We start from the raw sequence: 23949 nt of genomic DNA, 5'->3' as shown, positions 1-23949 counted from the left end.
GCGTCGGCCGGTCGGTGTCGGAACCGTGATCCCGACGGACCGGAAATGCCCCCCGCGGGAAGGATAAGTCGGCTGTCGCGCGGCGACAATGCCGAAAAGGTCACAATGACGGCCGGGGAAGGAAAAAAGGGGGGATGGATGCCGCAGCACCCATCCCCCCTCTTCGATCGCGGTCGCGCGTTCAGTACTCGCGGTCGATGAGCTGCGGCGGCACCTGGTCCGCGGCGGCCTCGTCGACGAAGAACGCCGTGCGCCGGCGGCCCTTCGCCCCGGCCGCGGGAACGCTCTGGTAGCTCGCGCCGGCGAGGGCGAGCCCGAGGGCGGCGGCCTTGTCGGCACCGGCGATGACCATCCACACGCGCCTGGACGAGTTGATGACCGGCCGCGTAAGGGACACGCGCTCGCTCGGCGGTTTCGGCGACTCGCGCACGGGCACCGTCGCGCGGTCCGTCACCGAGATCTCCGGACGGTCCGGGAAGAGCGAGGCGATGTGCGCGTCCGGGCCGACGCCGAGGAAGCAGATGTCGAACGATGGCCAGGGGCCGGTCTCGCTGCGGTCGCCGGGGGCGAACTGGGCCAGCTCGTCGGCGTAGGCGATCGCCGCGGCATCCAGGTCGATGCCGTCGTCGGTCGAGGCGACGGTGTGGATGTTCGCGGCGGGGATGTCGAGATGGTCGAGCAGCGCCTCGCGCGCCTGCGTGTCGTTGCGATCCGGGGAGGAACGCTCGACGAAGCGCTCGTCGCCGAACCAGAAGTGCACCTGCGACCAGTCGATGTCGCCCACGCGCGGGTCCTGGGCGGCGGCGCGCAGCACGGCGCCGCCCATCGTCCCGCCGGTGAGGCAGACGTGCATGCGCTTGCCCTCGGCGACCCGCTTGACCACGCGGTTCATGAACCGGGTGGCGACGTACTCGGCGAGCGACGCGTTGTCGCTCTTGATGATGACCTGCTTGCCGTTCTCAGACATCGGAGCTCCTGTCGGCCGACGCGGCCAGAAGGTCGTGACCCTCGGTGATGACCCGCCCGTAGAGCAGGTCGGGGTCCAGCCGGCGGAGCTCCTCGGCCAGGCACTCCCGCAGCGTGCGGCGGGGGAAGGCGAGATCGTGGGTGGGCTGACCGGGCTGGGTCAGCACCGCCACGCCCGGCGCCGGCCGCTCGAGCAGCGTGTCGCCGCTCGGGCGGGTCAGACGCACGGACTTGATGCCGCTGCTCCACTCGTCGGCGGGGAGGTAGGCGTAGTCCACCGGCACCTCGAGCTTCAGGCCCAGCCAGGCGGCGAGCAGGACCGTCGACGGCGAGTCGCCGGCGCCGCGCACCTCGACCGCGGTGACCGGCTCGAACGGCGGCTGGTCCAGCACCGCGGCGAGCTGCTCGCGCCACCGGGTGACGCGCGTCCACGCGAAGTCGGTGTCACCGGGGGAGTAGTGCCCGGCGAGGTCGCTCACCCATGCGGCCGGGTCGGCCTGCGACGACGCGTCGGTGATGCGACGCTGCGCGATGCGGCCGATGGGGGAGGCCGCCGGGTCGGCGGGCGCCTCGGCGGGCCACCAGGCCACGACGGGGGCGTCGGGCAGGAGGAGTCCGGTGACGAGGCTCTCGGCGTTCGAGCCGGCCGCGCCGTGCGCGCGGAGGACGATGACCTCGCTGGCTCCGGCGTCGCCGCCGACGCGGATCTGCGCATCCAGGCGCGGCTCCTCGTCGTCGTCGCCGAACAGCACGGCGATCACGCGCATCGGGTGCTCCCGGGACGCGTCGTTCGCGGCCTCGATGACCTCCTCCTCGGCACCGTGACGGGTGACGATGATGAGGGTCAGCACGCGGCCGAGGGCGACCGCGCCGCCCTCCTCCCGGACGCTGACAAGGCGCTTCGAGATGGCGCTGACGGTGGTGTCGGGCAGATCGATGATCACGGGCGCCTCCAGGTGCGGCCGTCGCGGGCGAGGAGCTCGTCGGCGGATGCCGGCCCCCACGACCCGGGCGAATACTGTTCGAGCGGTCCGCCCTCGGCCGACCAGAACTCCTCGATCGGATCGAGGATCTTCCAGCTGAGCTCGACCTCCTCGTGGCGGGGGAAGAGCGGCGGGTCGCCGAGGAGGACGTCGAGGATGAGGCGCTCATAGGCCTCCGGGCTCGCCTCGGTGAAGGCGTGGCCGTAGCCGAAGTCCATGGTGACGTCGCGCACCTGCGTGCCGTCGCCCGGCACCTTCGAGCCGAAGCGGATCGTGACGCCCTCGTCGGGCTGGACGCGGATGACGAGCGCGTTCTGCCCGAGCTCCTGCGTCTGGCTGCGCGAGAACAGCTGCTGCGGCGCGCGCTTGAAGACGACGGCGACCTCGGTCACGCGGCGGCCGAGGCGCTTGCCCGTGCGCAGGTAGAACGGAACCCCGGACCAGCGGCGCGTGTTGATCTCGAGCTTGATGGCCGCGAAGGTCTCGGTCGACGAGGCGGGGTCCATCCCGTCCTCGTCGAGGAAGCCGTTCACCTTCTCGCCGCCCTGCCAGCCGCCGGCGTACTGGCCGCGGGCCGTGGCCTCGGCCAGGTTCTCGGGCAGCCGCACCGCGGCGAGGACCTTCTCCTTCTCGGCGCGCAGGTCGGCGGCATTGAAGCTGATGGGCTCCTCCATCGCCGTGAGCGCGAGCAGCTGGAGCAGATGGTTCTGGATGACGTCGCGCGCCGCGCCGATGCCGTCGTAGTAGCCGGCTCGTCCGCCCACGCCGATGTCCTCGGCCATCGTGATCTGCACGTGGTCGACGTAGTTGCGATTCCAGATCGGCTCGTACAGCTCGTTGGCGAAGCGCAGCGCGAGGATGTTCTGCACCGTCTCCTTGCCGAGGTAGTGGTCGATGCGGAAGATCGAGTCGGCCGGGAACGCGCTCTCGACGGTCTCGTTGAGCTCGCGCGCGGAGGCGAGGTCGTGACCGAACGGCTTCTCGATGACGACGCGGCGCCAGCCGGTGGTGTCGTCCGCGTTCTCGCCGACGAGACCCGACGCCTTGAGCTGCGTGGTCACCAGCGGGAACGCCTTCGGCGGGATCGAGAGGTAGTAGGCGTGGTTGCCCATCGTGCCGCGCTCGGTGTCGAGCTTGTCGACGGTCTCGCGCAGCCGCTGGAAGGCCTCGGGGTCGTCGAACTCGCCCTGCACGAAGCGGATGCCCTGCAGCAGCTCCTGCCAGGTCTCGTCGCGGAACTCCGTGCGGGCGTACTGCTTGACGGAGCGGTACACGACCTCCGCGAAGTCCTGGTCCTCCCAGTCGCGGCGGGCGAAGCCGACGAGGGCGAACCCGGGCGGCAGCAGCCCGCGGTTGGCCAGGTCGTACACCGCCGGCATGAGCTTCTTGCGCGACAGGTCGCCCGTCACGCCGAAGATGACCAGGGCGCTGGGCCCGGCGATGCGGCTGAGACGCCGGTCGTCGGGGTCGCGGAGCGGATTGTGCCCGGGGGAGATGTCTACGACCATTACTGTGCCGCCTCGAAGAGTGAGAGCACGTCGACCTGCGGGTCGGTGAGCGTGAGCGTGACGACGGGGCGGCCGTGGCCGTCCGCCAGCACGCCGGCGTCGCCCGCGGCCTGTGCCTGGATGAGTTGTCCGAAGGTGAAGGGGCGACCCGGGATCTCCAGGTCGACGTCCGTGCGCTCGACGATCTGCAGGAAGACGCCGGTCGCGGGACCGCCCTTGTGGTACTGCCCGGTCGAGTGCAGGAAGCGGGGACCCCAGCCGAACGTGGTCGGACGACCGGCGTCGGCGGCGACCAGCTCGCGCAGGCCCGCCAGCTGCGGGACCTCGAGGCGGTTCACGTAGGCCTGGATGCTCACGTACCCGTCGGCCGGGATGCGAGCCCAGAGGGCGTCGAGCACCGAGGCGAGCGTCCCGCCGGCCGCGAGGGCCGGGTCCGACACGCGGACCTCGACGCCGTCGCGCGCGAACGCGGGCGGTGCAGGCTCGGGCCGGGCGTCGAGCAGACCCCGGGCGGCGACCTTGGCCGACTCGACGTCGGGCTGGTCGAACGGGTCGATGCCGAGCAGGCGCCCGGCGATCGCCGTCGCGTACTCCCAGACGATGAACTGCGCGCCGAGCGAGCCGCTCACGAGCACCTCGTCGTGGTGACGCTCGAACAGGTGGAACTGCTCGGCGTCGTCGACCAGGCGCACGATGCGGAGGTCGTCGGGGACGTCCTCGAGCTCGGGGGAGACCGGGAGCAGGACGACGGGAAGGATGCCGGTGCCGTTCTTGCCCGTCGACTCGGCGACGAGCTGCTCGATCCAGTCGGGCAGGCCGATGATGTGCGTGCCGTCGGTGACGAGTCCCAGCTTGTCGCGCCGGAGGGCGCCGCCGCCGGCGATCGCGGCCGCCAGGACCAGGGCCGGGTTCTCGGGGGAGTCGATGGCCACCTCGAGCAGGGTCGCGTCGGCCTCGTCGAGGAGCGCGTCGATGTCGACGCCGGCCAGGCCCGTCGGCACGAGCCCGAAGGCGGTCAGCGCGGAGTACCGGCCCCCCACGTTCGGGTCGGCGGTGAAGACGCGGTAGCCCGCCTCGCGGGCGGACGTCTCGAGCGGCGAGCCCGGGTCGGTGACGACCACGATGCGCCCGGCCGGGTCGATCCCGACGTCGCGGTAGGCCGCCTCGAACGCCCGGCGAGCCGAGTCGGTCTCGAGGGTGGAGCCGGATTTGCTGGAGACCACGAGCACGGTCTGCGCGAGACCGCCGGACTCGGCGTCGCCGTCGATCGCGGCGAGCACCTGCCCGGGGGCGGTCGAGTCGAGGATGACGAGCGGGACGCCCGCGGTCTGCGCGATGACCTCGGGGGCGAGCGACGAGCCGCCCATGCCCGCGAGCACGACGCGGGTCACGCCCTGCGCGACGAGCTCGTCGCGCAGGGCGGTGATCTCCGCGACGAGGGGGCGCGAGAGGGAGACCGCCTGCACCCACCCCAGTCGGCGGGACGCCTCCTCCTCGGCCGCGGGACCCCACAGCGTGGCGTCGCCCGCGGTGATGCCGGAGGCGATGAGCGAGCCCGTCAGGACCGGCAACTCCTCGTCGACGACCGACTTGACGTGGCCGGTGACCTTGACGGCGAAGCTCACTGCGCCGCCTGTGCGCTTCCGGCGTTCAGAGCGGTCTTCACGGTGTCCTGCAGCTCGTGCCACGAGGCGATGAACTTCTCCACGCCCTCGTCCTCGAGCGTCTGGGTGACGTCGGCGAAGTCGACGCCCACGGCGGCGAGGCGGTCGAACACCTCGTGCGCGTCGGCGTAGTTGCCCGTGATGGTGTCACCCGCGACCTCGGCGTGGTCGAAGGTCGCCTCGAGGGTCTTCTCCGGCATCGTGTTGACGGTGCCGGGCGCGACGAGCTCGGTGACGTACAGGGTGTCGGGCAGCGCCGGGTCCTTGACGCCGGTGGAGGCCCACAGCGGACGCTGCACCGTCGCACCGGCGGCGAGCAGCTCCTTCGCGCGGTCCTCGGCGAACTTCTGCTCAAAGAGCTCGTACGCCAGGCGGGCGTTGGCGATGCCCGCCTTGCCCTTGAGCGCGGCGGCCTCCTCGGAGTCGAGCGCCGCGAGGCGCTTGTCGACCTCGGTGTCCACGCGGGACACGAAGAAGGACGCCACCGACTGCAGGGTCGAGATGTCGTGCCCGGCGTCACGGGCCTTCTCGACGCCCGCGAGGTAGGCGTCGATGACCTCGGCGTAGCGCTCGAGGCTGAAGATGAGCGTCACATTCACCGAGATGCCGGCGCCGATGACCTCGGTGATGGCGGGCAGGCCGGCCTTCGTCGCCGGGATCTTGATGAGGACGTTCTTGCGGTCGACGCGCGCGGCGAGGTCCTTCGCCTGCGCGACGGTGCCCTCGGTGTCGTGCGCGAGGTCGGGGGAGACCTCGATCGAGACGCGGCCGTCGACGCCGTCGGTCTTGTCGAAGACGGGCAGGAAGATGTCGCACGCGTCGCGGACGTCGTCGGTCGTGATCGAGAAGATGGCCTCGTCGACCTCGGCGTTCTGCGCGGCGAGCTCGCGGACCTGGCCCTCGTAGGCCTCGCCCTTCGAGAGCGCGCCGGCGAAGATCGTCGGGTTGGTCGTCACACCGGTGACGTCGCGCTGCTCGATGAGCTCGGCGAGGTTGCCGGACTGGATGCGCTGACGCGACAGGTCGTCGAGCCAGATGCTGACGCCCTCGGCGGAGAGCTGCTGGGTGGGAGTGCTCATGACGTGGATCTCCTCGGGATTACTTCGCCGCCGCGATCGAGTCGCGCGCAGCGTCGACGACGGCCTCGGCCGTGATGCCGAACTTCTGGAACAGGGTCTTGTAGTCGGCGGAGGCGCCGAAGTGCTCGATGGACACCGAGCGGCCGGCGTCGCCGACGATGCGCTGCCAGCTGAGCGCCGAACCGGCCTCGACCGACACGCGCGCCTTCACCGCAGCGGGCAGAACCGACTCGCGGTACGCCTCGTCCTGCTCGGCGAACCACTCCAGCGAGGGGGCCGACACGACGCGGGCGTGCACGCCCTCGCCGGCCAGGGTCTCGCGGGCCTCGACGGCCAGCTGCACCTCGGAGCCGGTGGCGATGAGGATGACGTCGGGCTCGCCGTTCGCGGCCTCGGCGAGCACGTACGCGCCCTTCGCGGCGCCCGCGGCGGAGGCGAACTCGTCCCCGGACGCCTCGCCGTCGCCACGTGCGAACACGGGGATGTTCTGGCGGGTGAGCGCGATACCGGCCGGGCCAGCGGTGCGGCGCAGCATCTCGAGCCAGACCACCGAGGTCTCGTTCGCGTCCGCGGGACGGACGACGGCGAAGTTCGGGATGGCGCGCAGGGTCGCGAGCTGCTCGATCGGCTGGTGCGTGGGACCGTCCTCGCCGAGGGCAACGGAGTCGTGCGTCCAGACGAAGATCGTCGGGATGTTCATCAGGGCGGCCAGACGCACCGGCGGGCGCATGTAGTCGCTGAAGATGAGGAAGGTGCCGCCGAAGGGGCGGGTCGGTCCGTGCAGGACGATGCCGTTCAGGATCGCGCCCATCGCGTGCTCGCGGATGCCGAAGTGGAGCACGCGGCCGTAGGGGTCGCCCGACCATTCGTGGGTCGACCACTCGGCGGGAATGAAGGACTTGGCATCCTTGATCGTCGTCAGGTTGGACTCGGCCAGGTCGGCCGATCCGCCCCACAGCTCGGGGAGCTCCGCGGCCAGCGCGTTGATGACGGTGCCCGAGGCGGCGCGGGTCGAGACGTCCTTGCCGGCCTCGAAGGCGGGGAGCGCGTCGGCGATGTCGGCGGGGAGCTCGCGGGCCTGGATGCGGTCCCACAGCTGCTTGCGCTCCGGGTGCGCGGCGGCCCAGGCGTCGAACTTCTCCTGCCAGGCGGCCTTCGCGGCCTCGCCGCGCTCGACGAGCCCGCGGGTGTGCGAGAGCACGTCCTCGGCGACGTCGAAGCTCTTCTCGGGGTCGAAGCCGAGCACCTCCTTGGTGGCGCGCAGCTCGTCGGCGCCCAGGGCGGAGCCGTGGATCTTGCCGGTGTTCTGCTTGCCGGGCGAGGGGTAGCCGATGATTGTCTTCAGGATGATGAGCGAGGGCTTGCTCGTCTCGCCCTGGGCGGCCTCGATCGCGCGGTGCAGCTCGGCGACGTCCTCGACGTACTCGCCGGTCTTCTTCCAGTCGACCGTCTGCACGTGCCAGCCGTAGGCCTCGTAGCGCTTCTGGACGTCCTCGGTGAAGGCGACGTTCGTGTCGTCCTCGATGGAGATCTGGTTGGAGTCGTAGATGGCGATGAGGTTGCCGAGCTCCTGGTGGCCGGCGAGGGAGGACGCCTCGGAGGTCACGCCCTCCTGGAGGTCGCCGTCGCCCGCGATCACATAGACGTAGTGGTCGAAGGGGCTCTCGCCCGCGGCGGTCTCCGGGTCGAAGAGGCCGCGCTCGTAGCGGGCGGCGTAGGCGAAGCCGACGGAGGAGGCCAGGCCCTGGCCCAGCGGACCGGTCGTGATCTCGACGCCGTCGGTGTGGCCGAACTCGGGGTGGCCGGGGGTGAGGGATCCCCACGTGCGCAGCGCCTCGAGGTCCTTCAGCTCGAGGCCGAAGCCGCCGAGGTAGAGCTGCACGTACTGCGTGAGGGACGAGTGCCCGGCGGAGAGGATGAAGCGGTCGCGTCCGGGCCAGTGGGTGTCGGCCGGGTCGTGGCGCAGCACCCGCTGGTAGAGCAGGTACGCGGCCGGCGCGAGGGACATCGCGGTCCCCGGGTGGCCGTTGCCCACCTTCTCGACCGCGTCGGCGGCCAGTACGCGCGCAATGTCCACCGCGCGCCGATCGATCTCATCCCATTCGAAGTCCGACAACACGGTCGCCTTTCTCGATGCCAGCGCCCGGAGGAGTCCGAATCCCGCGCTCGTCACCGTCGGGGTGGGAGGGGAGGGGGTCGGCGCAGGGCGCGCGTTCAGGGCCAGCATAGCGAGATCGGTGGGGGCGCTTCACGCGTGTGACGGGGGGTGGACAGGTCGCGGAGGATGTGGTGTCGCCGGGGATGTGAGCGGTAACGCGAAGTGGGCGCCGTCTCGTGCGCGCGGGGCTGCCGTCCGGGCGCACGCGCGGAACCCCCGCAACCGTCGCGCGACGGCGTCGGCGGTATCTCGACGTCGGTGCAGCGGGCCGGGCCGGGTGAGGCGATGGCATAGAATCGGAGGGATTTGCTCGCGCTACCCCGGGGGACGATGGACATCTCGACGACGTCGCACGCGACTGCGACGACCGATCGCCGCTCCGTCGGACGCACCCTCCGCGCCTACGTCGCGCTGACGAAGCCGCGCGTCCTCGAGCTGCTGCTGGTCACGACGGTCCCGGTCATGATCCTGGCCCAGGGCGGCCTGCCCGACCTCTGGCTGATCCTCGCCACGGTCGTCGGCGGCTCGCTGAGCGCCGGCTCGGCCGCCGCGTTCAACATGTACCTCGACCGCGACATCGACGCGCACATGCAGCGCACCGAGAACCGTCCGCTCGTGACGGGCGAGGTCACCCCGCGCAACGCGCTCATCTTCGCCTGGACCCTCGCGGTGATCTCCACGCTGTGGCTGTGGGCGTTCACCAACCCGCTAGCCGCCGCGCTGTCCGCCGGAGCGATCTTCTTCTACGTGGTCATCTACACGATGATCCTCAAGCGCCGCACCGAGCAGAACATCGTGTGGGGCGGCATCGCCGGCTGCTTCCCGGTCCTCATCGGCTGGTCGGCGGTGACGGGCTCGCTCGCCTGGGCGCCGTTCATCCTCTTCGCGCTCGTGTTCCTCTGGACGCCCCCGCACTACTGGCCGCTGTCGATGAAGTACGCGCAGCAGTACGACGACGTCGACGTACCGATGCTGGGCGCGACCCGCAGCGGCTCGCAGGTCGGCCTGCAGGTCATCCTCTACGCGTGGGCGACCGTGGCCTGCTCGCTGCTGCTGATCCCGGTGGCATCCATGGGTCTCGTCTACTCGGTGTCGGCCCTCGTCTTCGGCGGCTGGTTCGTCTACGAGTCGCACCGTCTCTACGCGCGGGCCGTGCGCGGCGGCGAGCCGCGGCCGATGCGCGTCTTCCACGCGTCGATCACGTACCTCACGCTCCTATTCGTCGCCATCGCGGTCGACCCGCTGCTGCCGTTCTGACCTCCCGCCCAGACGACGAGAAGCCGCCCGCCCCGGAAGGGGACGGGCGGCTTTCTCATAGGGCCGAGGTCACCGACGAAAAGCCGCCCGCCCTGCACGGGGACGGGCGGCTTTCTCAGAGGGCCGAGGTCACCGACGAGAAGCCGCCCGCCCCGGAAAGGGGGCGGGCGGCTTCATCGTGCAGCGGGGGTCTCAGCGACGCGAGGGGTCCTCGGCGGCGTCCTCGCGGGCGGCGGCTGCGGCCTGCGGGGGAGCCGGGGTGTCGGAGGAGGTCTCGACGTCGGCATCCTCGACGGCGACCGGGGCGGGCTCGGCGGACGCGGTCGGCGTCGCGACGGTGCCGGCGGCGGCCGTACCGGCGGCGGCACCCGTGGCGGCCGGGGTGAAGACCGAGGTGGCCGGCTCGTCCGCGGTCTCGTCGTCGCTGTTCCAGTCGATCGTCTCGACGGCGACGTCGTTCCGGTGCGCGAACACGGAGGCCGCGCCCAGGGCGAGGGCGATGAACAGTCCCACGACGCCGGCGGCGAGGAGCCCGGCACCGACCGACGCCCACGTCTGGCCGACGTACACCTCGACGACCGTCGCGTTGGGGTTGGTCAGCACCTGCTCCATGGCGCCGATGCCCCGGAACACGTTCCAGAGGCCGGCGCCGAGCGCGGCGAGGGAGCCTGCGACGAGCACCCAGAACGGGATGCTGGTGATCAGGCGGGGACGAGTGCGCATGCGAATACTCCTTCAGGGGGCCGGCGCGGTCGCACCGGAAGTCCCACAGTCTCGCACGGGTCCGGACGATTCCTCGGTGAGCCCGATGAATCGTCTATGAAGCCCCGAGCGCGTGAGCTCAGCCGCGCGCGACGCTCTCGCGGGCGCGGGACGCCTCGACCACGACGGCCGCCGGCTCCTTGAGGCGCAGCACGACGACGGTCATCGCGGCGGCCGTGAGGGCGGCGAGGACCATGTGCGTGCCCACGGCGAGCTCGGGGAGGCCGTTGCGCGCCTGGTAGAGCCCCACCGCGATCTGCACGACCTCGACGGCCAGCAGGGCCGTCGCCCAGCGACGCACCGGCAGGCGCAGGCGCCACGCGGCGACGACGAGCGCCAGGGTGAGGGCGAACAGGGCGTATCCGGGCCACGCGTGCACGTGCTCGAGCAGCTGCGCGTCGAAGCCGTTGCGGACGGAGGCGTCGTCGCCGGAGTGCGGTCCCGCACCGGTGGTGAGGACGCCGAACACGATCGTGACCGCGAGGACCGCGGTGGTGGCGTGGGTCAGTCCGGCGAACCAGCGCGGCACGGCGAGGTGGCGCCGGCCGGCGGGCAGGTACATGAGCGTCAGGAACGCGGCGCACACGGCGACCAGCGAGACGGATGCCACGTAGTGGAAGCCGACGATGAACGGGTTGAGCCCCGTGAGTACGGTGACGCCGCCGACGAGGGCCTGGGCGACGACGCCGCCGAGGACGACGAGCGCCAGGACGAAGAGCGCGCGCCGCTCCCGCCGCAGCCGCCACACGAGCACGACGACGGCGAGCGCGAGGATGCCGACGAGACCCGTCAGGGTGCGGTTGCCGAACTCGATGATCCCGTGGATGCCCATCTCGGGGGTGTTGACGATCGACTCCGGGGTGCAGCGCGGCCATGTCGGGCAGCCCAGGCCGGAGCCGGTCAGGCGGACGGCGCCGCCGGTGCCGATGATGAGGACCTCGGCGAGGAACGAGAGCCAGGCGAAGACGCGGACGCGGCGGTCGACCCGGTCGGGGAGCCACGCCCGGACGCGGGCGGCGAGGGTGGGGGAGGTGTCGGGGGACATGCGCGCGGCCTCCTGGCGGCGGGCTCCCGGACCGGCACGCGGCGGGGATGGTCGCCGTGCCGGGGGCGGGTGTTGCCTGTAGAATCGAAAGGTCCGGAACTGCGGCGCTCGCGCGTTCCGCATCAGTGACAGTCTAGGCGCGACGTCAGCGTCTTCGAGCGGGCCCACCAGCGACATTCCTGGGACTTCGACCGGAGTCCGGAATGCCGGGGCGGATGACACCGTTGAGGCCCGAGAAGGAGAGTGACCACCATGACCGATGTGCTCATCGACCGTCCAGAACTCGAGGGTCTGGGAGTCTACGAATTCGGCTGGCACGACACTGATGCCGCCGGCGCCGTCGCGCAGCGCGGCATCAATGAAGACGTGGTCCGCGGGATCTCGGCTCTCAAGTCCGAGCCCGAGTGGATGCTCAAGACCCGCCTGAAGGGCTACCAGCTCTTCGGTCGCAAGCCGATGCCGACGTGGGGCGCCGACCTCTCCGACATCGACTTCGACAACATCAAGTACTTCGTCCGCTCGACCGAGAAGCAGGCGCAGTCGTGGGAGGACCTCCCCGAAGAGATCCGCAACACGTACGAGAAGCTCGGCATCCCCGAGGCTGAGCGTCAGCGCCTCGTCGCCGGCGTCGCCGCGCAGTACGAGTCCGAGGTCGTCTACCACCAGATCCGCGAGGACCTGGAGCAGCAGGGCGTCATCTTCATGGACACCGACACGGCGCTGCGCGAGCACCCCGAGTTCTTCGAGGAGTACTTCGGCACCGTCATCCCCGCGGGCGACAACAAGTTCGCCGCGCTGAACACCGCCGTGTGGTCGGGCGGCTCCTTCGTCTACGTCCCCAAGGGCGTCCACGTCGAGATCCCGCTGCAGGCCTACTTCCGCATCAACACCGAGAACATGGGCCAGTTCGAGCGGACCCTGATCATCGCGGACGAGGACAGCTACGTCCACTACATCGAGGGCTGCACCGCGCCGATCTACAAGAGCGACTCGCTGCACTCGGCCGTCGTCGAGATCATCGTGAAGAAGAACGCCCGCGTGCGCTACACGACGATCCAGAACTGGTCGAACAACGTCTACAACCTCGTCACCAAGCGCGCCGTCGCCCACGAGGGCGCGACCATGGAGTGGGTCGACGGCAACATCGGCTCCAAGGTGACGATGAAGTACCCCTCGATCTACCTGATGGGCGAGCACGCCAAGGGCGAGACGCTCTCGGTCGCCTTCGCCGGCCCCGGCCAGCACCAGGACGCCGGAGCCAAGATGGTCCACATGGCGCCCTACACCCAGTCGTCGATCGTCTCGAAGTCGATCGCCCGCGGCGGCGGCCGCGCCGGCTACCGCGGCGAGGTGCGCGTGGATGCCAATGCGCACCACTCCGCCAACACCGTCCGCTGCGACGCCCTCCTGGTCGACACCATCTCCCGCTCCGACACCTACCCGGCGATCGACATCCGTGTCGACGACGTGCAGCTCGGACACGAGGCGACGGTGTCGAAGGTCAGCGAGGAGCAGCTGTTCTACCTGCAGTCCCGGGGTCTTCCCGAGGACGAGGCCATGGCCATGATCGTGCGCGGCTTCATCGAGCCCATCGCCCGCGAGCTGCCCATGGAGTACGCGCTCGAGCTCAACAAGCTCATCGAGATGGGCATGGAAGGATCCGTCGGCTAGATGTCGTCCACCACCACCCCCCTGCCGGGGAGCACCGCGCACACCGACGGAGGATGGGGCGACGCCAGCGCGCCCGTCGTCCCGGTCCAGACCCGTTCGGACCGCCCGTGGTCGTTCGAGCCCACCGACTTCGGTGTGCCGACCGGCCGCGAGGTCAACTGGAAGCACACGCCGCTCGACCGCATCGCGCCTCTCTTCGAGGACGCGGCGGGCGGCGGCATCCGGTACGAGCTCGGAGCCGCCCAGGCGCACCTGGTCTCGGGATCGGACGTGCGCGGAGAGCACTTCAAGCCCGAGGACCTGCCGAGCGCCATCGCGTACAAGCACGCCGGCGACGCCCTGCACGTCCAGCTGAAGGCGGAGGAGGAGCTGGTCGAGCCGCTGCGCATCGACCTCGTCGGCACCGGCGACCGTGCCACGGCCCACCTCGTCATCGAGGCGAAGAACCACAGCCGCGGCACGATCGTGCTGTACCACTCCGGTTCGGCGCAGTACGCGCAGAACGTCGAGATCCTCGTGCGCGACGGCGCGGACCTCACGGTCGTGTCCGTGCAGCGCTGGGACGACGACGCCGTCCACGCCGCCGCCCACCAGGCGCGCGTCGACCGCGACGCGAAGCTCACCCACGTCGTCGTCAGCTTCGGCGGCGGGGTCGTCCGCGTGAACCCGTCGGTCGAGCTCTCGGGCGCGGGCAGCGAGGGGCGTCTGTACGGCCTGTCGTTCTCCGACTCCGGCCAGCACCTCGAGTCGCAGGTGTACCTGCACCACAAGGGTCCGCACACGGTCGGCGACGTCCTCTACAAGGGCGCGCTGCAGGGCGAGAGCGCCCGGAGCGTGTGGATCGGCGACGTCCTCATCGGACCGGATGCCACGGGCACCGACTCGTACGAGGCGAACCGCAACCTCGTCCTCACCGACGGCGCGCGCGCGGACTCGATCCCGAACCTCGAGATCGAGACGGGCGACATCCAGGGCGCGGGTCACGCCAGCGCCACCGGGCGCTTCGACGACGAGCAGCTGTTCTACCTGCAGGCCCGCGGCATCGCCGAGGACGAGGCCCGTCGCCTGGTCGTGCTCGGCTTCCTGAGCGAGATCGTGCAGCGCATCGGCATCCCGGACCTGGAGTCCGAGCTGGTCGAGGCCATCGAGCGCGAGCTCGCCGAGGGAGCCGAGGCGTGAGCGCGTCCCGCGTCTGCGGTCTGAGCGAGCTGGTCCAGGACGAGGCCCGCCGTGTCGAGGTGGACGGCGTCGCGATCGCCGTCGTCCTCGACGGCGACGGCGACGTCCACGCGATCGGCGACGTCTGCACGCACGGCGACATCTCGCTCTCGGACGGCTTCGTCGAGGGCGACACGCTGGAGTGCTGGGCTCACGGCTCCGCGTTCTCGCTGCGCACCGGCCGTCCGCTGAACCTCCCGGCCTTCGAGCCGGTGCCCGTGTACGAGGTCGTGATCGACGGAGACGACGTGCTCATCGATCCCGCCGTCACCAAGGCGACGGCCTGACGGTCGCCCCCCACGCTTTTCGAACAACCGAGTAAGGAACACCATGTCTGTCCTCGAGATCCGCGACCTCCACGTGACGGTCGAGACGGATAACGGCACGACCCCGATCCTCAACGGCGTCACCCTGACGCTGCGCACCGGCGAGACCCACGCCATCATGGGCCCGAACGGCTCCGGCAAGTCCACGCTGGCGTACACGATCGCCGGTCACCCCAAGTACACCGTGACGAGCGGCTCCATCACCCTCGACGGTGAGGACGTCCTCGAGATGAGCGTCGACGAGCGGGCGCGCGCGGGCCTCTTCCTCGCGATGCAGTACCCGGTCGAGATCCCCGGCGTCACCGTCACCAACTTCCTCCGCACCGCCAAGACGGCGATCGACGGCGAGGCCCCCGCGATCCGCGGCTGGACCAAGGACGTCAAGGAGTCGATGGCGAACCTGCGCATGGACCCCGTCTTCGCGCAGCGCAACGTCAACGAGGGCTTCTCCGGCGGCGAGAAGAAGCGCCACGAGATCCTTCAGCTCGAGCTGCTCAAGCCGAAGATCGCCGTGCTCGACGAGACCGACTCCGGCCTCGACGTCGACGCGCTGAAGATCGTGTCCGAGGGCGTCAACCGCGCCAAGGAGCAGACCGACCTGGGCGTGCTGCTCATCACGCACTACACGCGCATCCTCCGCTACATCCGTCCCGACTTCGTCCACGTCGTCGTCAAGGGCCGGATCGTCGAGGAGGGCGGCCCCGAGCTCGCCGACCGACTCGAGGAAGAGGGCTACGACCGCTTCCTCGAGGCCGGTACCCCGGTCGACGCGTAGGATCGTCCCATGACCGCGACACTCGCTCCCGAGAAGTACGACGAGGTCACCGAGGCCTTGAAGGACGTCATGGACCCCGAGCTGGGGATCAACGTCGTCGACCTCGGGCTCATCTACGACCTCGCGTGGGACGACGAGAACGACGCCCTCGTCATCCACATGACCCTCACCTCGGCCGGCTGCCCGCTGACCGATGTGCTCGAGGAGCAGACGGCGCAGGCCCTCGACAACGTCGTGGACCGCTTCCGCATCAACTGGGTGTGGATGCCGCCGTGGGGCCCCGAGCGGATCACCGACGACGGCCGCGACATGATGCGCGCCCTCGGCTTCGCGATCTGAGAGATCTTCTGGCGAACGCCCACCCCAACGGGGTGGGCGTTCGCTGTTCGACGCGGGCTTTCGTGTTTCCCGTCTGGACACGGGCTTTCGTGTTTCCCCGTCTGACGTCGGGGCCGGTGGCATCCATCGTCCCTCGTTAGGCTCGCAGGATGAGCGTCCCCCCTCTGCAGGCCCTGCCGCTGGAGCTGCTGCGCCAGCGGTCCAGCACCAAATGGAAGTCGTACGGGGACGATGTCATCCCGATGTTCGTGGCCGAGACGGACTTCCCGCTCGCGCCCGCCATCACGGCGGCGCTGACGCGGGCGGTCGAGATCGGCGACACGGGGTACACGCCGCCGCGTCCGGGGATCGACCTCGACTTCGCCGCGTACGCGGAACGGCGCTGGGGATGGCGTCCGGATCCGGCGCGCATCCGCTGGACGGGTGACGTCATGATGGGCGTCGTGGAGGTGCTGCGGGCGGTCACGCGGCCCGGGGACCGGGTCGTGGTCACGCCGCCGGTGTACCCGCCGTTCTTCGACACCGTCGAGGAGGCCGGCGCGGTCGTGGAGCTCGTGCCGCTGCTCGACCACGGCGACGGCTGGGAGCTGGACCTGCCGGGCATCGAGGCGGCGCTGGCCGCGGGGGCGCGCTCGATCCTGCTGTGCAACCCCCACAACCCGACGGGCACCGTCCACAGCCGCGCGTCCCTCGCCGCTCTGGCCCGCCTGGCCGCGCGGTACGGTGCCACCGTCGTCAGCGACGAGATCCACGCGCCGCTCACCCACGCGCCGTCCGTGTTCACGCCGTTCCTCGACGCCGCCCCCGAGGCCGCCGCGGTGGGCTACGCCGTGACCAGCGCGAGCAAGACCTACAACCTCGCGGGGCTGAAGTGCGCCGTGATCGTCACGGGATCGGACGAGACCGCCGCGGTCGTCCGGTCGCTGCCGTGGGAGGTGGAGTGGCGCGCCGGGCTCTTCGGCGTGATCGCGAATCGTGCGGCGTTCAGCGCCGAGAGCGACGCCTGGCTGGACGGCCTCCTCGCGGCGCTCGACGAGAACCGGCGTCTGCTCGCCGACCTGCTCGCGGAGCACCTCCCGCTGGCGCGGTATCGGATCCCGGATGCCGGCTTCCTCGCCTGGGTCGACGTGTCCGCCTACGGCTGGGGCGAGAACCCCGCGCCGTACATCCGCCGCGAGGCGGGCGTCGCCCTGCACCACGGGCCGTTGTTCGGCGTGGAGGGCATCGGACACGTCCGCATCAACGTCGGCTGCGCGCCGGAGGTGCTGACCGAGGCGATCGAGCGCATCGGACGGCTGGCCCGGCGCTGACGGGACCGCGACACCGGACCGCGGCCTCGGGGCCGTGGCATCCGGAGTCCGTCGTCAGACCTCGGCGCGCCCCGTCCGCCAGTAGCCCATGAACGCGACGGCACGGCGGTCGACGCCGCGCTCGGTGACGAGGTGTCGCCGCAGCGCCTTGATGGCCGACGCCTCCCCGGCGAGCCAGGCGTACAGCGGCGCCTTCTTCAGCGCGGCGCCGCCCTTCGCGGTGCGGGGCACCTCCCACAGCATGCCGGCGTCGATGTCGACCTCCTCCACCTCTGCGCCGTGTCCCTCGGGGGTGAGGACGGCGGCGGCGGCCTGCGTCGCGGCGACGAGGTGCGCGTGCCGGTCGGCGCCGGTGCGGGGGGCGAGGTGGAACCGGAAGCCGGGATGCCGCGGCAGGTAGTCGAGGTCACCGGGGGTGGGCACCTCGAGGACGACGGTCCCGGTCGCGTCGCGGGGGAGCTGCTCCAGGATGACGGCGATCGCGGGGGCAGCGGTCTCGTCGCCGGCGAGGAGGAAGTCGCCGGTGTGGGCGGGCGGGACGAAGTCTACGCCGAAGCTCACCTCGGTCAGGGCGACGGTGGGGGCGAAGATGAGGACCTCGTCGCCGGGACGGGCGTTCTCGATCCAGGCGGAGGCCGGTCCGAGGACCTCGTGCGCGACCATGTCGACGTCGACCTCGCGCACGTCGCGGCGGACGGCCCGGGTCGTGTAGGTGCGGAACGGCGGACGGCCGTCGTCGGGCAGCTCCCGCCAGGCGGTCCACCAGTCGTCGCCCGTGGGCATGGCGTCGATGCCGACGCCGTCGGTGGGGAAGACGATCTTGATGCGCTGGTCGAAGCCGGGGTCGCCGTACTCGTCGAGGTCGTCGCCGGTGAACGTGAAGCGGCGGAAGCTCGGGGTCAGGTCGGTGATGCGGGCGACGCGGACGCGGAAGAAGCGCGAGGTCTCACGGCTGGAGGGCATCGTGGGTCTCCCGGGGGGTCTCGGCGGCGTGCAGCCGCGGGGTGACGTGGTGGCGGCCGCGGGGCAGGATCAGCGGCGACCCCGACACGGGATCGGGGACGACGAGCGCGTCGAGGCCGAAGACCTCCGCGATCATCTCGGAGGTCATGACCTCGTTCGGGGTGCCCGCGGCGACGACGCGCCCCTCGCGAAGGGCGACGATGTGGTCGGCGTAGCGCGCGGCGAGGTTCATGTCGTGGAGCACCATGACGGTCGTGGTGCCGCGCTCGTGGTTGAGGTCGGTCAGCAGGTCGAGCACCTCGACCTGGTGGGCGACGTCGAGGAAGGTGGTGGGCTCGTCGAGGAGCAGGATGTCGGTCTCCTGCGCCAGCGCCATGGCGATCCACACGCGCTGCCGCTGACCGCCGGACAGCTCGTCGATCGACCGGTCGGCGAGGTCGGTGATGCCGGTCGCGGCGAGGGACTCGGAGACGACCTCGTAGTCGCGGGCGCTCCAGCGGGCGAGCGCGCGCTGGTGCGGGTGGCGGCCGCGACCCACGAGATCGGCCACGGCGATGCCCTCGGGGGCGAGCGGGCTCTGGGGGAGCAGGCCCAGGATGCGGGCCACCTCCTTGGAGGGGAGCTCGTGCAGCGCCTTGCCGTCGAGGACGATGCGGCCGGCGCGGGGCGGGAGCAGACGCGCGAACGCGCGCAGAAGGGTGGACTTGCCGCAGCCGTTGGCGCCGACGATCGCGGTGATCCGGCCCGGGGGGAGGACGAGGTCGAGGCCGTCGACGATGGTCCGGTCGCCGTAGGCGAGGGTGAGTCCTTCGGCGGTGAGCGAGCGGTCGGCGGTCATCGCGCACCTCCGCGGGCGGTCGCGGGGGAGAGGCCGGGATGGATGCCGTGGGCGGCAGGCGAGATCACAGGGAGCCTCCGGAGCGGTTGGTCCTGATGAGCAGGTAGATGAGGTACGGAGCGCCGAGGACGCCGGTGACGACGCCCACCGGGTAGCGGTTGTCGAAGGCGAACTGACCGATGAGGTCCGACACCAGCACGAGCGCCGCGCCGACGAGCCCCGCGGGGAGCAGCAGGGAGCCGCCGGGGCCGATGAGCCGCGCGGCGATCGGTCCGGCCATGAACGCGACGAACGCGATCGGGCCGCTGGCGGCGGTGGCGAAGGCGAGCAGCACGACGGCCCCGAGGATGAGGAGGACCCGCGTGCGCTCCACGCGCACGCCGAGCGCCGCGGCGGAGTCGTCGCCGAGGCGCAGGACGGCCAGGCCGCGGGTGTTGCCGATCATCAACGGGACGATGACCGCGGCGGCCAGCGCGAGCGGCAGGACCCGTTCCCAGGACGCGTTGTTCAGGCTCCCCGTGAGCCACTGCATCGCCGTCTGCAGGTTCCAGTTCGCCGCCCGGGCGAGCGAGTACGTCGTGACCGCGTCGAGCATGGCGGCCACGCCGATGCCGATGAGCACGAGGCGGGCGCCCGCGAAGCCGCCGCGGCGGGACAGCAGGTAGATCGCGGTGGCGGCGCCGAGGGCGCCGAGGAGCGCGGCGACGGAGACCGCGGCATCCGACAGCGAGAAGAAGATGATGGCGACGACCGCGGCGGCGCTCGCGCCGGAGGAGATGCCGATGATGTCGGGCGAGGCCAGCGGGTTGCGCAGCATCGTCTGGAACGTGACGCCGGCCATGCCGAACGCGAGGCCGGAGAGCACGCCGAGCGTGGCGCGCGGGAGGCGGAGCTCGCCGATCGTGAAGGAGGCGCCGGGCACGGTCTGCCCGAACAGCACGCGGACGACCTCGTCCGGGGTGTAGAAGGTCTGACCGACCATGAGCGAGACGACGAACACGGCCAGCACGACGACGCCGAGTACGGCGGACACCAGCATCCGGCGGCGCGCGCGCTCGCGACGGCCGCGCACGAGGCGGTGCACCGCGGCGGGACGGGCGGCGTCGGCGGCGGGCGGCGGGGTGAGGACGGCGGTCACAGTTCGCGCACCTTCTGTCGGCGGACGATCCAGATGAAGAACGGGGCGCCGATGACGGCGGTCAGCACGCCCACCTCGACCTCGCTCGGCCGCGTGATGACGCGACCGACGACGTCGGCGACGAGCAGCAGGATCGCCCCGCCGAGGGCGGAGAACGGCACGAGCCAGCGGTGGTCCGTCCCGATGAGCAGACGGCACACGTGCGGGATGACGAGACCGACGAAGGCGATCGGGCCGGCGATCGCGGTCGCGGCGCCGACGAGGACGACGGCGCCGGCGGTGGCGATCAGACGCGTGCGGGCGACGTGCTCGCCGAGCCCGGTGGCGACGTCGTCGCCGAGCGCGAGGGAGTTCATGCCCCGCGCGCACAGCACGACGACCACGGTGCCGACGAGCAGGACGGGGAGCGCGATCTGGATGCGGTCCCAGGTCGCGCCGCCGATTCCGCCGATCTGCCAGAAGCGGAAGACCTCGAGCAGGTCGATGCGGGGGAGGAGGATGGCGCTGGACAGGGACCCGAAGGCCGCCGTCGTGGCCGCGCCGGCCAGCGCGAGCTTCAGCGGCGTCGCCCCGCCGCGACCGAGCGATCCGACGGTGTAGACGAACACCGCCGCGACGGCGGCGCCCACCACCGCGAAGCCCATGTAGCCGAGCGCGCTGGAGACGCCGAAGAAGGCGATGCCGAACACGACGAACAACGCCGCGCCGGCGGACACCCCGAGGATGCCCGGGTCGGCGAGCGGATTGCGGGTGACCGCTTGCAGCGTCAGCCCCGACATGGCCAGCGCCGCCCCGACGAGCACACCGAGGACCGTCCGCGGCAGACGCGCGGTGATCGCGGCCTCGCCGACCCCGGTCCCGCCGGTGAACGACGACACGATCTCGCCGATCGACACGTCGCGGGTGCCGAAGGCGATGGATGCCACGACGGCCAGGACCACGCCCACCGCGAGGACCAGCAGCCACACGAGTCGACGGGCCGCCGGACGCCGCAGGGCAGCGGCATCCGGGAGCGCGTCGGCGACGGGCGTACGGGTCATCACGGGGACGTGGTCGGAGACGGTCCGGGTCAGCGCAGCGCGGCGCTGAGGACGTCGAGGTAGGCGTTCAGGCCCCAGCTCACGGAGAGGGGCGACGGGTTGGCGGAAGCGGCCAGCGGCGTGCCGTCCTCGAGGACGGCGATGCGGCCTTCGGCGATGGCGGGGACCTGCGACAGCAGCGGGTCGGCCTGCAGCTGGGTCTGGAGCGAGCCGTCCGCGGGGCCGTACGTGATCCACAGGCCCACGTCGGAGAAGGCGTCGACCTGCTCCGCGCTGATGTCGGTGTAGAACGCGTCGGTCTCGCCGGACGCGGTCTCGACCTGCGCCGGGGTCGGCATGCCGAACTCGGACAGGTAGCCCGCGCGCGGGTCGTGCTCGGTGTAGTAGGTGATCGAGCTGAGGTCGGTCGGGTCGGTGAACGCGAACACCGGCGCCACCTCGGCGAGCTCCGGGTGCGCGTCGAACGCCGCCTGCGACTCGGTCTTGATCTCCTCGATGAGGGCCTCGCCCTCGTCCGCCATGCCCAGGCCCTCGCTGTTGAGGCGGATCATCTGGTCGAGGGTCGTGTTCCAGGGCGCCTCGGGGTAGGCCACGACGGGGGCGATCTTGGACAGCGTGTCGTAGTCCTCCTGCGTCAGGCCCGAGTAGGCCGCGAGGATGACGTCGGGCTGCGTGTCCGCCACGGCCTCGAAGTCGATGCCGTCGGTCTCGTCGAACAGGACCGGCGTCTCGCCGCCCAGCTCCTCCAGCTTGTCCTCGACCCAGGGGAGGATGCCGTCGCCGTCGTCGTCGCCCCACGTCGCCTTCGCCATGCCGACGGGCACGACGCCGAGCGCCAGGGGGACCTCCTGGTTGGACCACGCGACCGTGGCGACGCGCTCGGGCTTGGCCTCGATCGTGGTCGTGCCGAAGGCGTGCTCGATGGTGACGGGGAAGCCCGCGCCCGCGTCGGCGTTCGAGCCGCCCTCGGAGCTGCCGGCGGAGCCGGCGCAGCCGGTGAGGACGAGGGCGGAGCCGACGGTCAGAGCCGTCAGCGCGCGGAGTCGGGACACGGAGAGCCTCCTGTGAGGTGAAGTAAGGATAGGCTTAGTTTAGATCACGGCCAGGCGAGGTTTGCAAACCCGGCGGGTGAGACGCCGGGTGGTTGTCTCGACGGTGAAGCAGTCATCGGGCGGCTTCTGTCGCGCGCACCCGCACACGGTCCCAGGAAGCGTTCGACCGGCGACGTATACTGGGTGATTGGCCATCGGCCACCTCCCTCTTCCCGCCTCAAGAACGGACGTTCGCTGTGCTCTCCGTGCACGACCTCGAGATCCGCGTGGGCGCCCGCGTCCTCATGTCCGACGTCGCCTTCCGCGTCTCGGACGGCGACAAGATCGGTCTCGTCGGCCGGAACGGCGCCGGGAAGACGACCCTCACCAAGGTGCTCGCCGGCGACCTGCTGCCCGCGAACGGCGGCGTCGACCGGAGCGGCGAGCTCGGCTACCTGCCGCAGGACCCTCGCTCGGGAGACCCCGAGATGCTCGCGCGCACGCGCATCCTCGACGCGCGCGGACTGGGCTCCCTGGCGCTCGGCATGCACGAGGCGTCGCTGGCGATGGGGGACGACGACCCCGCCGTCGCCGCGAAGGCCATGAAGAAGTACGCCCGGCTCACCGAGCAGTTCGAAGCGGCGGGCGGGTACGCGGCCGAGGCGGAGGCGGCATCCATCGCCCACAACCTCTCGCTGCCGGACCGGATCCTCGATCAGCCCCTCAAGACCCTCTCGGGCGGTCAGCGCCGACGCATCGAGCTCGCGCGCATCCTCTTCTCGGACGCGCAGACGATGATCCTCGACGAGCCGACCAACCACCTCGACGCCGACAGCGTCGTCTGGCTGCGCGAGTTCCTGAAGGGCTACAAGGGCGGGCTCATCGTCATCTCGCACGACGTGGAGCTCGTCGGCGAGACCGTCAACCGGGTCTTCTACCTGGATGCCAACCGGCAGATCATCGACGTCTACAACATGAACTGGAAGAACTACCTGCGCCAGCGGGTGGCCGACGAGGAGCGCCGCAAGAAGGAGCGCGCCAACGTCGAGAAGAAGGCCTCTGCGCTGCAGCTGCAGGCCGCCCGGTTCGGGGCGAAGGCGTCCAAGGCGGCGGCCGCCCACCAGATGGTCGCGCGCGCCGAGAAGATGCTGTCCGGCCTGGACGACGTGCGTCAGGACGAGCGCGTCGCCAAGTTGCGGTTCCCCAAGCCCGCTCCGTGCGGCAAGACGCCGCTCATGGCGTCCGGTCTGTCCAAGTCGTACGGGTCGCTCGAGATCTTCACCGACGTGGACCTGGCCATCGACCGCGGCTCGCGCGTGGTCATCCTGGGCCTGAACGGCGCGGGCAAGACCACGCTGCTGCGCATCCTCGCCGGCGTGGACCAGCCCGACACCGGCCAGCTCGAGCCGGGCCACGGCCTGAAGATCGGCTACTACGCACAGGAGCACGAGAACCTCGACGTCGACCGGTCCGTCCTCGACAACATGATGTCGGCGGCCCCGCACATCACCGCGACCGAGGCGCGCAAGGTGCTCGGCTCATTCCTGTTCGTCGGCGACGACGTGCTCAAGCCCGCCGGCGTCCTCTCCGGCGGCGAGAAGACGCGTCTGTCGCTCGCGACGCTCGTCGTGTCGTCGGCGAACATGCTGCTCCTCGACGAGCCCACGAACAACCTCGACCCCGCCTCGCGCGAGGAGATCCTCGGGGCGCTCGCGCACTACGAGGGCGCGGTCGTGCTCGTCTCGCACGACGAGGGCGCCGTCGAGGCGCTGAACCCCGAGCGCGTGCTCATCCTGCCGGACGGCGTGGAAGACATCTGGGGTCGCGACTACGCCGAGCTGATCACGCTGGCGTAGTCCCGCGCCTTCGAAGCCCCGG

21 protein-coding genes are annotated in these 23949 nt (G+C 71.1%); 8 read left to right on the top strand and 13 right to left on the bottom strand.

All coding sequences use genetic code 11. The annotated features are described in order from the left end of the window. Positions 1-181 precede the first annotated feature (181 nt). From pgl to tkt, 6 genes are read right to left on the bottom strand one after another with little or no spacing between them, the layout of a single operon-like run. Positions 182-967, bottom strand: coding sequence for a 6-phosphogluconolactonase (pgl, locus tag ACO03V_RS09170; RefSeq protein ID WP_423137373.1), 786 nt, complete (start codon positions 965-967; stop codon positions 182-184). Beyond that, the gene (locus tag ACO03V_RS09165) at positions 960-1910 is read right to left on the bottom strand and encodes a glucose-6-phosphate dehydrogenase assembly protein OpcA (protein ID WP_367727049.1); all 951 of its coding nucleotides are present in this window, start codon (positions 1908-1910) and stop codon (positions 960-962) included. Before ACO03V_RS09165 ends, pgl begins: the two co-directional genes overlap by 8 nt. Continuing rightward, positions 1907-3457 carry a glucose-6-phosphate dehydrogenase gene (zwf, locus tag ACO03V_RS09160; RefSeq protein WP_367727047.1) on the bottom strand — a complete coding sequence of 517 codons (1551 nt, stop codon included), beginning with the start codon at positions 3455-3457 and terminating at the stop codon, positions 1907-1909. Before zwf ends, ACO03V_RS09165 begins: the two co-directional genes overlap by 4 nt. Beyond that, a complete protein-coding gene (locus ACO03V_RS09155) occupies positions 3457-5082 on the bottom strand; it encodes a glucose-6-phosphate isomerase (RefSeq protein ID WP_423137372.1) in 1626 nt (541 codons plus the stop codon). Before ACO03V_RS09155 ends, zwf begins: the two co-directional genes overlap by 1 nt. Next, positions 5079-6200, bottom strand: coding sequence for a transaldolase (tal, locus tag ACO03V_RS09150; RefSeq protein ID WP_423137371.1), 1122 nt, complete (start codon positions 6198-6200; stop codon positions 5079-5081). The genes ACO03V_RS09155 and tal overlap by 4 nt, the downstream gene beginning before the upstream one ends. A 19-nt stretch (positions 6201-6219) precedes the next feature. Beyond that, positions 6220-8316 (bottom strand): transketolase, encoded by a 2097-nt coding sequence (gene tkt / locus ACO03V_RS09145; protein WP_423137370.1) that lies wholly within the window; start codon positions 8314-8316, stop codon positions 6220-6222. 372 nt (positions 8317-8688) lie between these two features. On the opposite strand from tkt, the gene ACO03V_RS09140 reads away from it, so the two are divergent. Next, positions 8689-9615, top strand: a complete 927-nt coding sequence (locus ACO03V_RS09140; protein ID WP_423137369.1) for a heme o synthase — start codon at positions 8689-8691, stop codon at positions 9613-9615. Between the two features lie 192 nt (positions 9616-9807). Here ACO03V_RS09140 and ACO03V_RS09135 read toward each other — a convergent pair whose 3' ends face one another. Both ACO03V_RS09135 and ACO03V_RS09130 read right to left on the bottom strand, forming a co-directional pair. After that, on the bottom strand, positions 9808-10338 hold the full coding sequence (locus ACO03V_RS09135) for a dinucleotide-utilizing enzyme (RefSeq protein ID WP_367727043.1): 531 nt from the start codon (positions 10336-10338) through the stop codon (positions 9808-9810). Between the two features lie 118 nt (positions 10339-10456). After that, positions 10457-11422 (bottom strand): COX15/CtaA family protein, encoded by a 966-nt coding sequence (locus ACO03V_RS09130; protein ID WP_423137368.1) that lies wholly within the window; start codon positions 11420-11422, stop codon positions 10457-10459. 252 nt (positions 11423-11674) lie between these two features. Between ACO03V_RS09130 and sufB the strand changes: the two genes are divergently transcribed. The 6 genes from sufB to ACO03V_RS09100 all read left to right on the top strand — a co-directional run bounded on the left by sufB (position 11675) and on the right by ACO03V_RS09100 (position 17061). After that, entirely contained in the window at positions 11675-13093 is a 1419-nt protein-coding gene (gene sufB / locus ACO03V_RS09125; RefSeq protein WP_367727041.1) for a Fe-S cluster assembly protein SufB, read from the top strand. After that, positions 13094-14272 carry a Fe-S cluster assembly protein SufD gene (gene sufD, locus ACO03V_RS09120; RefSeq protein WP_423137367.1) on the top strand — a complete coding sequence of 393 codons (1179 nt, stop codon included), beginning with the start codon at positions 13094-13096 and terminating at the stop codon, positions 14270-14272. It begins immediately after the preceding gene. Continuing rightward, positions 14269-14598: a non-heme iron oxygenase ferredoxin subunit gene (locus ACO03V_RS09115; RefSeq protein ID WP_387054574.1), complete on the top strand. Its 330-nt coding sequence runs from the start codon at positions 14269-14271 to the stop codon at positions 14596-14598. Before sufD ends, ACO03V_RS09115 begins: the two co-directional genes overlap by 4 nt. 43 nt (positions 14599-14641) lie before the next feature. Further along, positions 14642-15412, top strand: a complete 771-nt coding sequence (gene sufC / locus ACO03V_RS09110; RefSeq protein WP_367727037.1) for a Fe-S cluster assembly ATPase SufC — start codon at positions 14642-14644, stop codon at positions 15410-15412. 9 nt (positions 15413-15421) lie between these two features. Then, a complete protein-coding gene (locus tag ACO03V_RS09105) occupies positions 15422-15751 on the top strand; it encodes a metal-sulfur cluster assembly factor (RefSeq protein ID WP_013586729.1) in 330 nt (109 codons plus the stop codon). Positions 15752-15900: 149 nt separating this feature from the next. Beyond that, positions 15901-17061, top strand: coding sequence for a MalY/PatB family protein (locus ACO03V_RS09100; protein ID WP_367727036.1), 1161 nt, complete (start codon positions 15901-15903; stop codon positions 17059-17061). A gap of 54 nt (positions 17062-17115) precedes the next feature. On the opposite strand, the gene ACO03V_RS09095 is transcribed toward ACO03V_RS09100, so the two are convergent. From ACO03V_RS09095 to ACO03V_RS09075, 5 genes are all read right to left on the bottom strand, one after another. Next, on the bottom strand, positions 17116-18024 hold the full coding sequence (locus tag ACO03V_RS09095) for a siderophore-interacting protein (protein WP_423137366.1): 909 nt from the start codon (positions 18022-18024) through the stop codon (positions 17116-17118). After that, a complete protein-coding gene (locus ACO03V_RS09090) occupies positions 18008-18862 on the bottom strand; it encodes an ABC transporter ATP-binding protein (RefSeq protein ID WP_423137365.1) in 855 nt (284 codons plus the stop codon). Before ACO03V_RS09090 ends, ACO03V_RS09095 begins: the two co-directional genes overlap by 17 nt. A 64-nt stretch (positions 18863-18926) precedes the next feature. After that, positions 18927-20000, bottom strand: a complete 1074-nt coding sequence (locus ACO03V_RS09085) for a FecCD family ABC transporter permease (protein WP_423137364.1) — start codon at positions 19998-20000, stop codon at positions 18927-18929. Beyond that, a complete protein-coding gene (locus ACO03V_RS09080; protein ID WP_423137363.1) occupies positions 19997-21040 on the bottom strand; it encodes a FecCD family ABC transporter permease in 1044 nt (347 codons plus the stop codon). The genes ACO03V_RS09085 and ACO03V_RS09080 overlap by 4 nt, the downstream gene beginning before the upstream one ends. Before the next feature lie 29 nt (positions 21041-21069). Continuing rightward, a complete protein-coding gene (locus ACO03V_RS09075; RefSeq protein WP_423137362.1) occupies positions 21070-22092 on the bottom strand; it encodes an iron-siderophore ABC transporter substrate-binding protein in 1023 nt (340 codons plus the stop codon). Positions 22093-22328: 236 nt separating this feature from the next. On the opposite strand from ACO03V_RS09075, the gene ACO03V_RS09070 reads away from it, so the two are divergent. Next, positions 22329-23927 carry an ABC-F family ATP-binding cassette domain-containing protein gene (locus tag ACO03V_RS09070; RefSeq protein WP_423137361.1) on the top strand — a complete coding sequence of 533 codons (1599 nt, stop codon included), beginning with the start codon at positions 22329-22331 and terminating at the stop codon, positions 23925-23927. Positions 23928-23949: the final 22 nt, after the last annotated feature.

This window comes from Microbacterium sp. HMH0099, assembly GCF_049384025.1.
Lineage (GTDB): Bacteria > Actinomycetota > Actinomycetes > Actinomycetales > Microbacteriaceae > Microbacterium.
This window is presented reverse-complemented; position numbering and strand designations above follow the sequence as displayed.

Bases quoted from the DNA above. Each gene is read 5' to 3' on its own strand.
- pgl (WP_423137373.1), bottom strand. From the start codon at position 967: ATGTCTGAGAACGGCAAGCAGGTCATCATCAAGAGCGACAACGCGTCG.
- zwf (WP_367727047.1), bottom strand. From the start codon at position 3,457: ATGGTCGTAGACATCTCCCCCGGGCACAATCCGCTCCGCGACCCCGAC.
- tal (WP_423137371.1), bottom strand. From the start codon at position 6,200: ATGAGCACTCCCACCCAGCAGCTCTCCGCCGAGGGCGTCAGCATCTGG.
- ACO03V_RS09140 (WP_423137369.1), top strand. From the start codon at position 8,689: ATGGACATCTCGACGACGTCGCACGCGACTGCGACGACCGATCGCCGC.
- ACO03V_RS09135 (WP_367727043.1), bottom strand. From the start codon at position 10,338: ATGCGCACTCGTCCCCGCCTGATCACCAGCATCCCGTTCTGGGTGCTC.
- ACO03V_RS09130 (WP_423137368.1), bottom strand. From the start codon at position 11,422: ATGTCCCCCGACACCTCCCCCACCCTCGCCGCCCGCGTCCGGGCGTGG.
- sufB (WP_367727041.1), top strand. From the start codon at position 11,675: ATGACCGATGTGCTCATCGACCGTCCAGAACTCGAGGGTCTGGGAGTC.
- sufD (WP_423137367.1), top strand. From the start codon at position 13,094: ATGTCGTCCACCACCACCCCCCTGCCGGGGAGCACCGCGCACACCGAC.
- sufC (WP_367727037.1), top strand. From the start codon at position 14,642: ATGTCTGTCCTCGAGATCCGCGACCTCCACGTGACGGTCGAGACGGAT.
- ACO03V_RS09105 (WP_013586729.1), top strand. From the start codon at position 15,422: ATGACCGCGACACTCGCTCCCGAGAAGTACGACGAGGTCACCGAGGCC.
- ACO03V_RS09100 (WP_367727036.1), top strand. From the start codon at position 15,901: ATGAGCGTCCCCCCTCTGCAGGCCCTGCCGCTGGAGCTGCTGCGCCAG.
- ACO03V_RS09095 (WP_423137366.1), bottom strand. From the start codon at position 18,024: ATGCCCTCCAGCCGTGAGACCTCGCGCTTCTTCCGCGTCCGCGTCGCC.
- ACO03V_RS09090 (WP_423137365.1), bottom strand. From the start codon at position 18,862: ATGACCGCCGACCGCTCGCTCACCGCCGAAGGACTCACCCTCGCCTAC.
- ACO03V_RS09080 (WP_423137363.1), bottom strand. From the start codon at position 21,040: ATGACCCGTACGCCCGTCGCCGACGCGCTCCCGGATGCCGCTGCCCTG.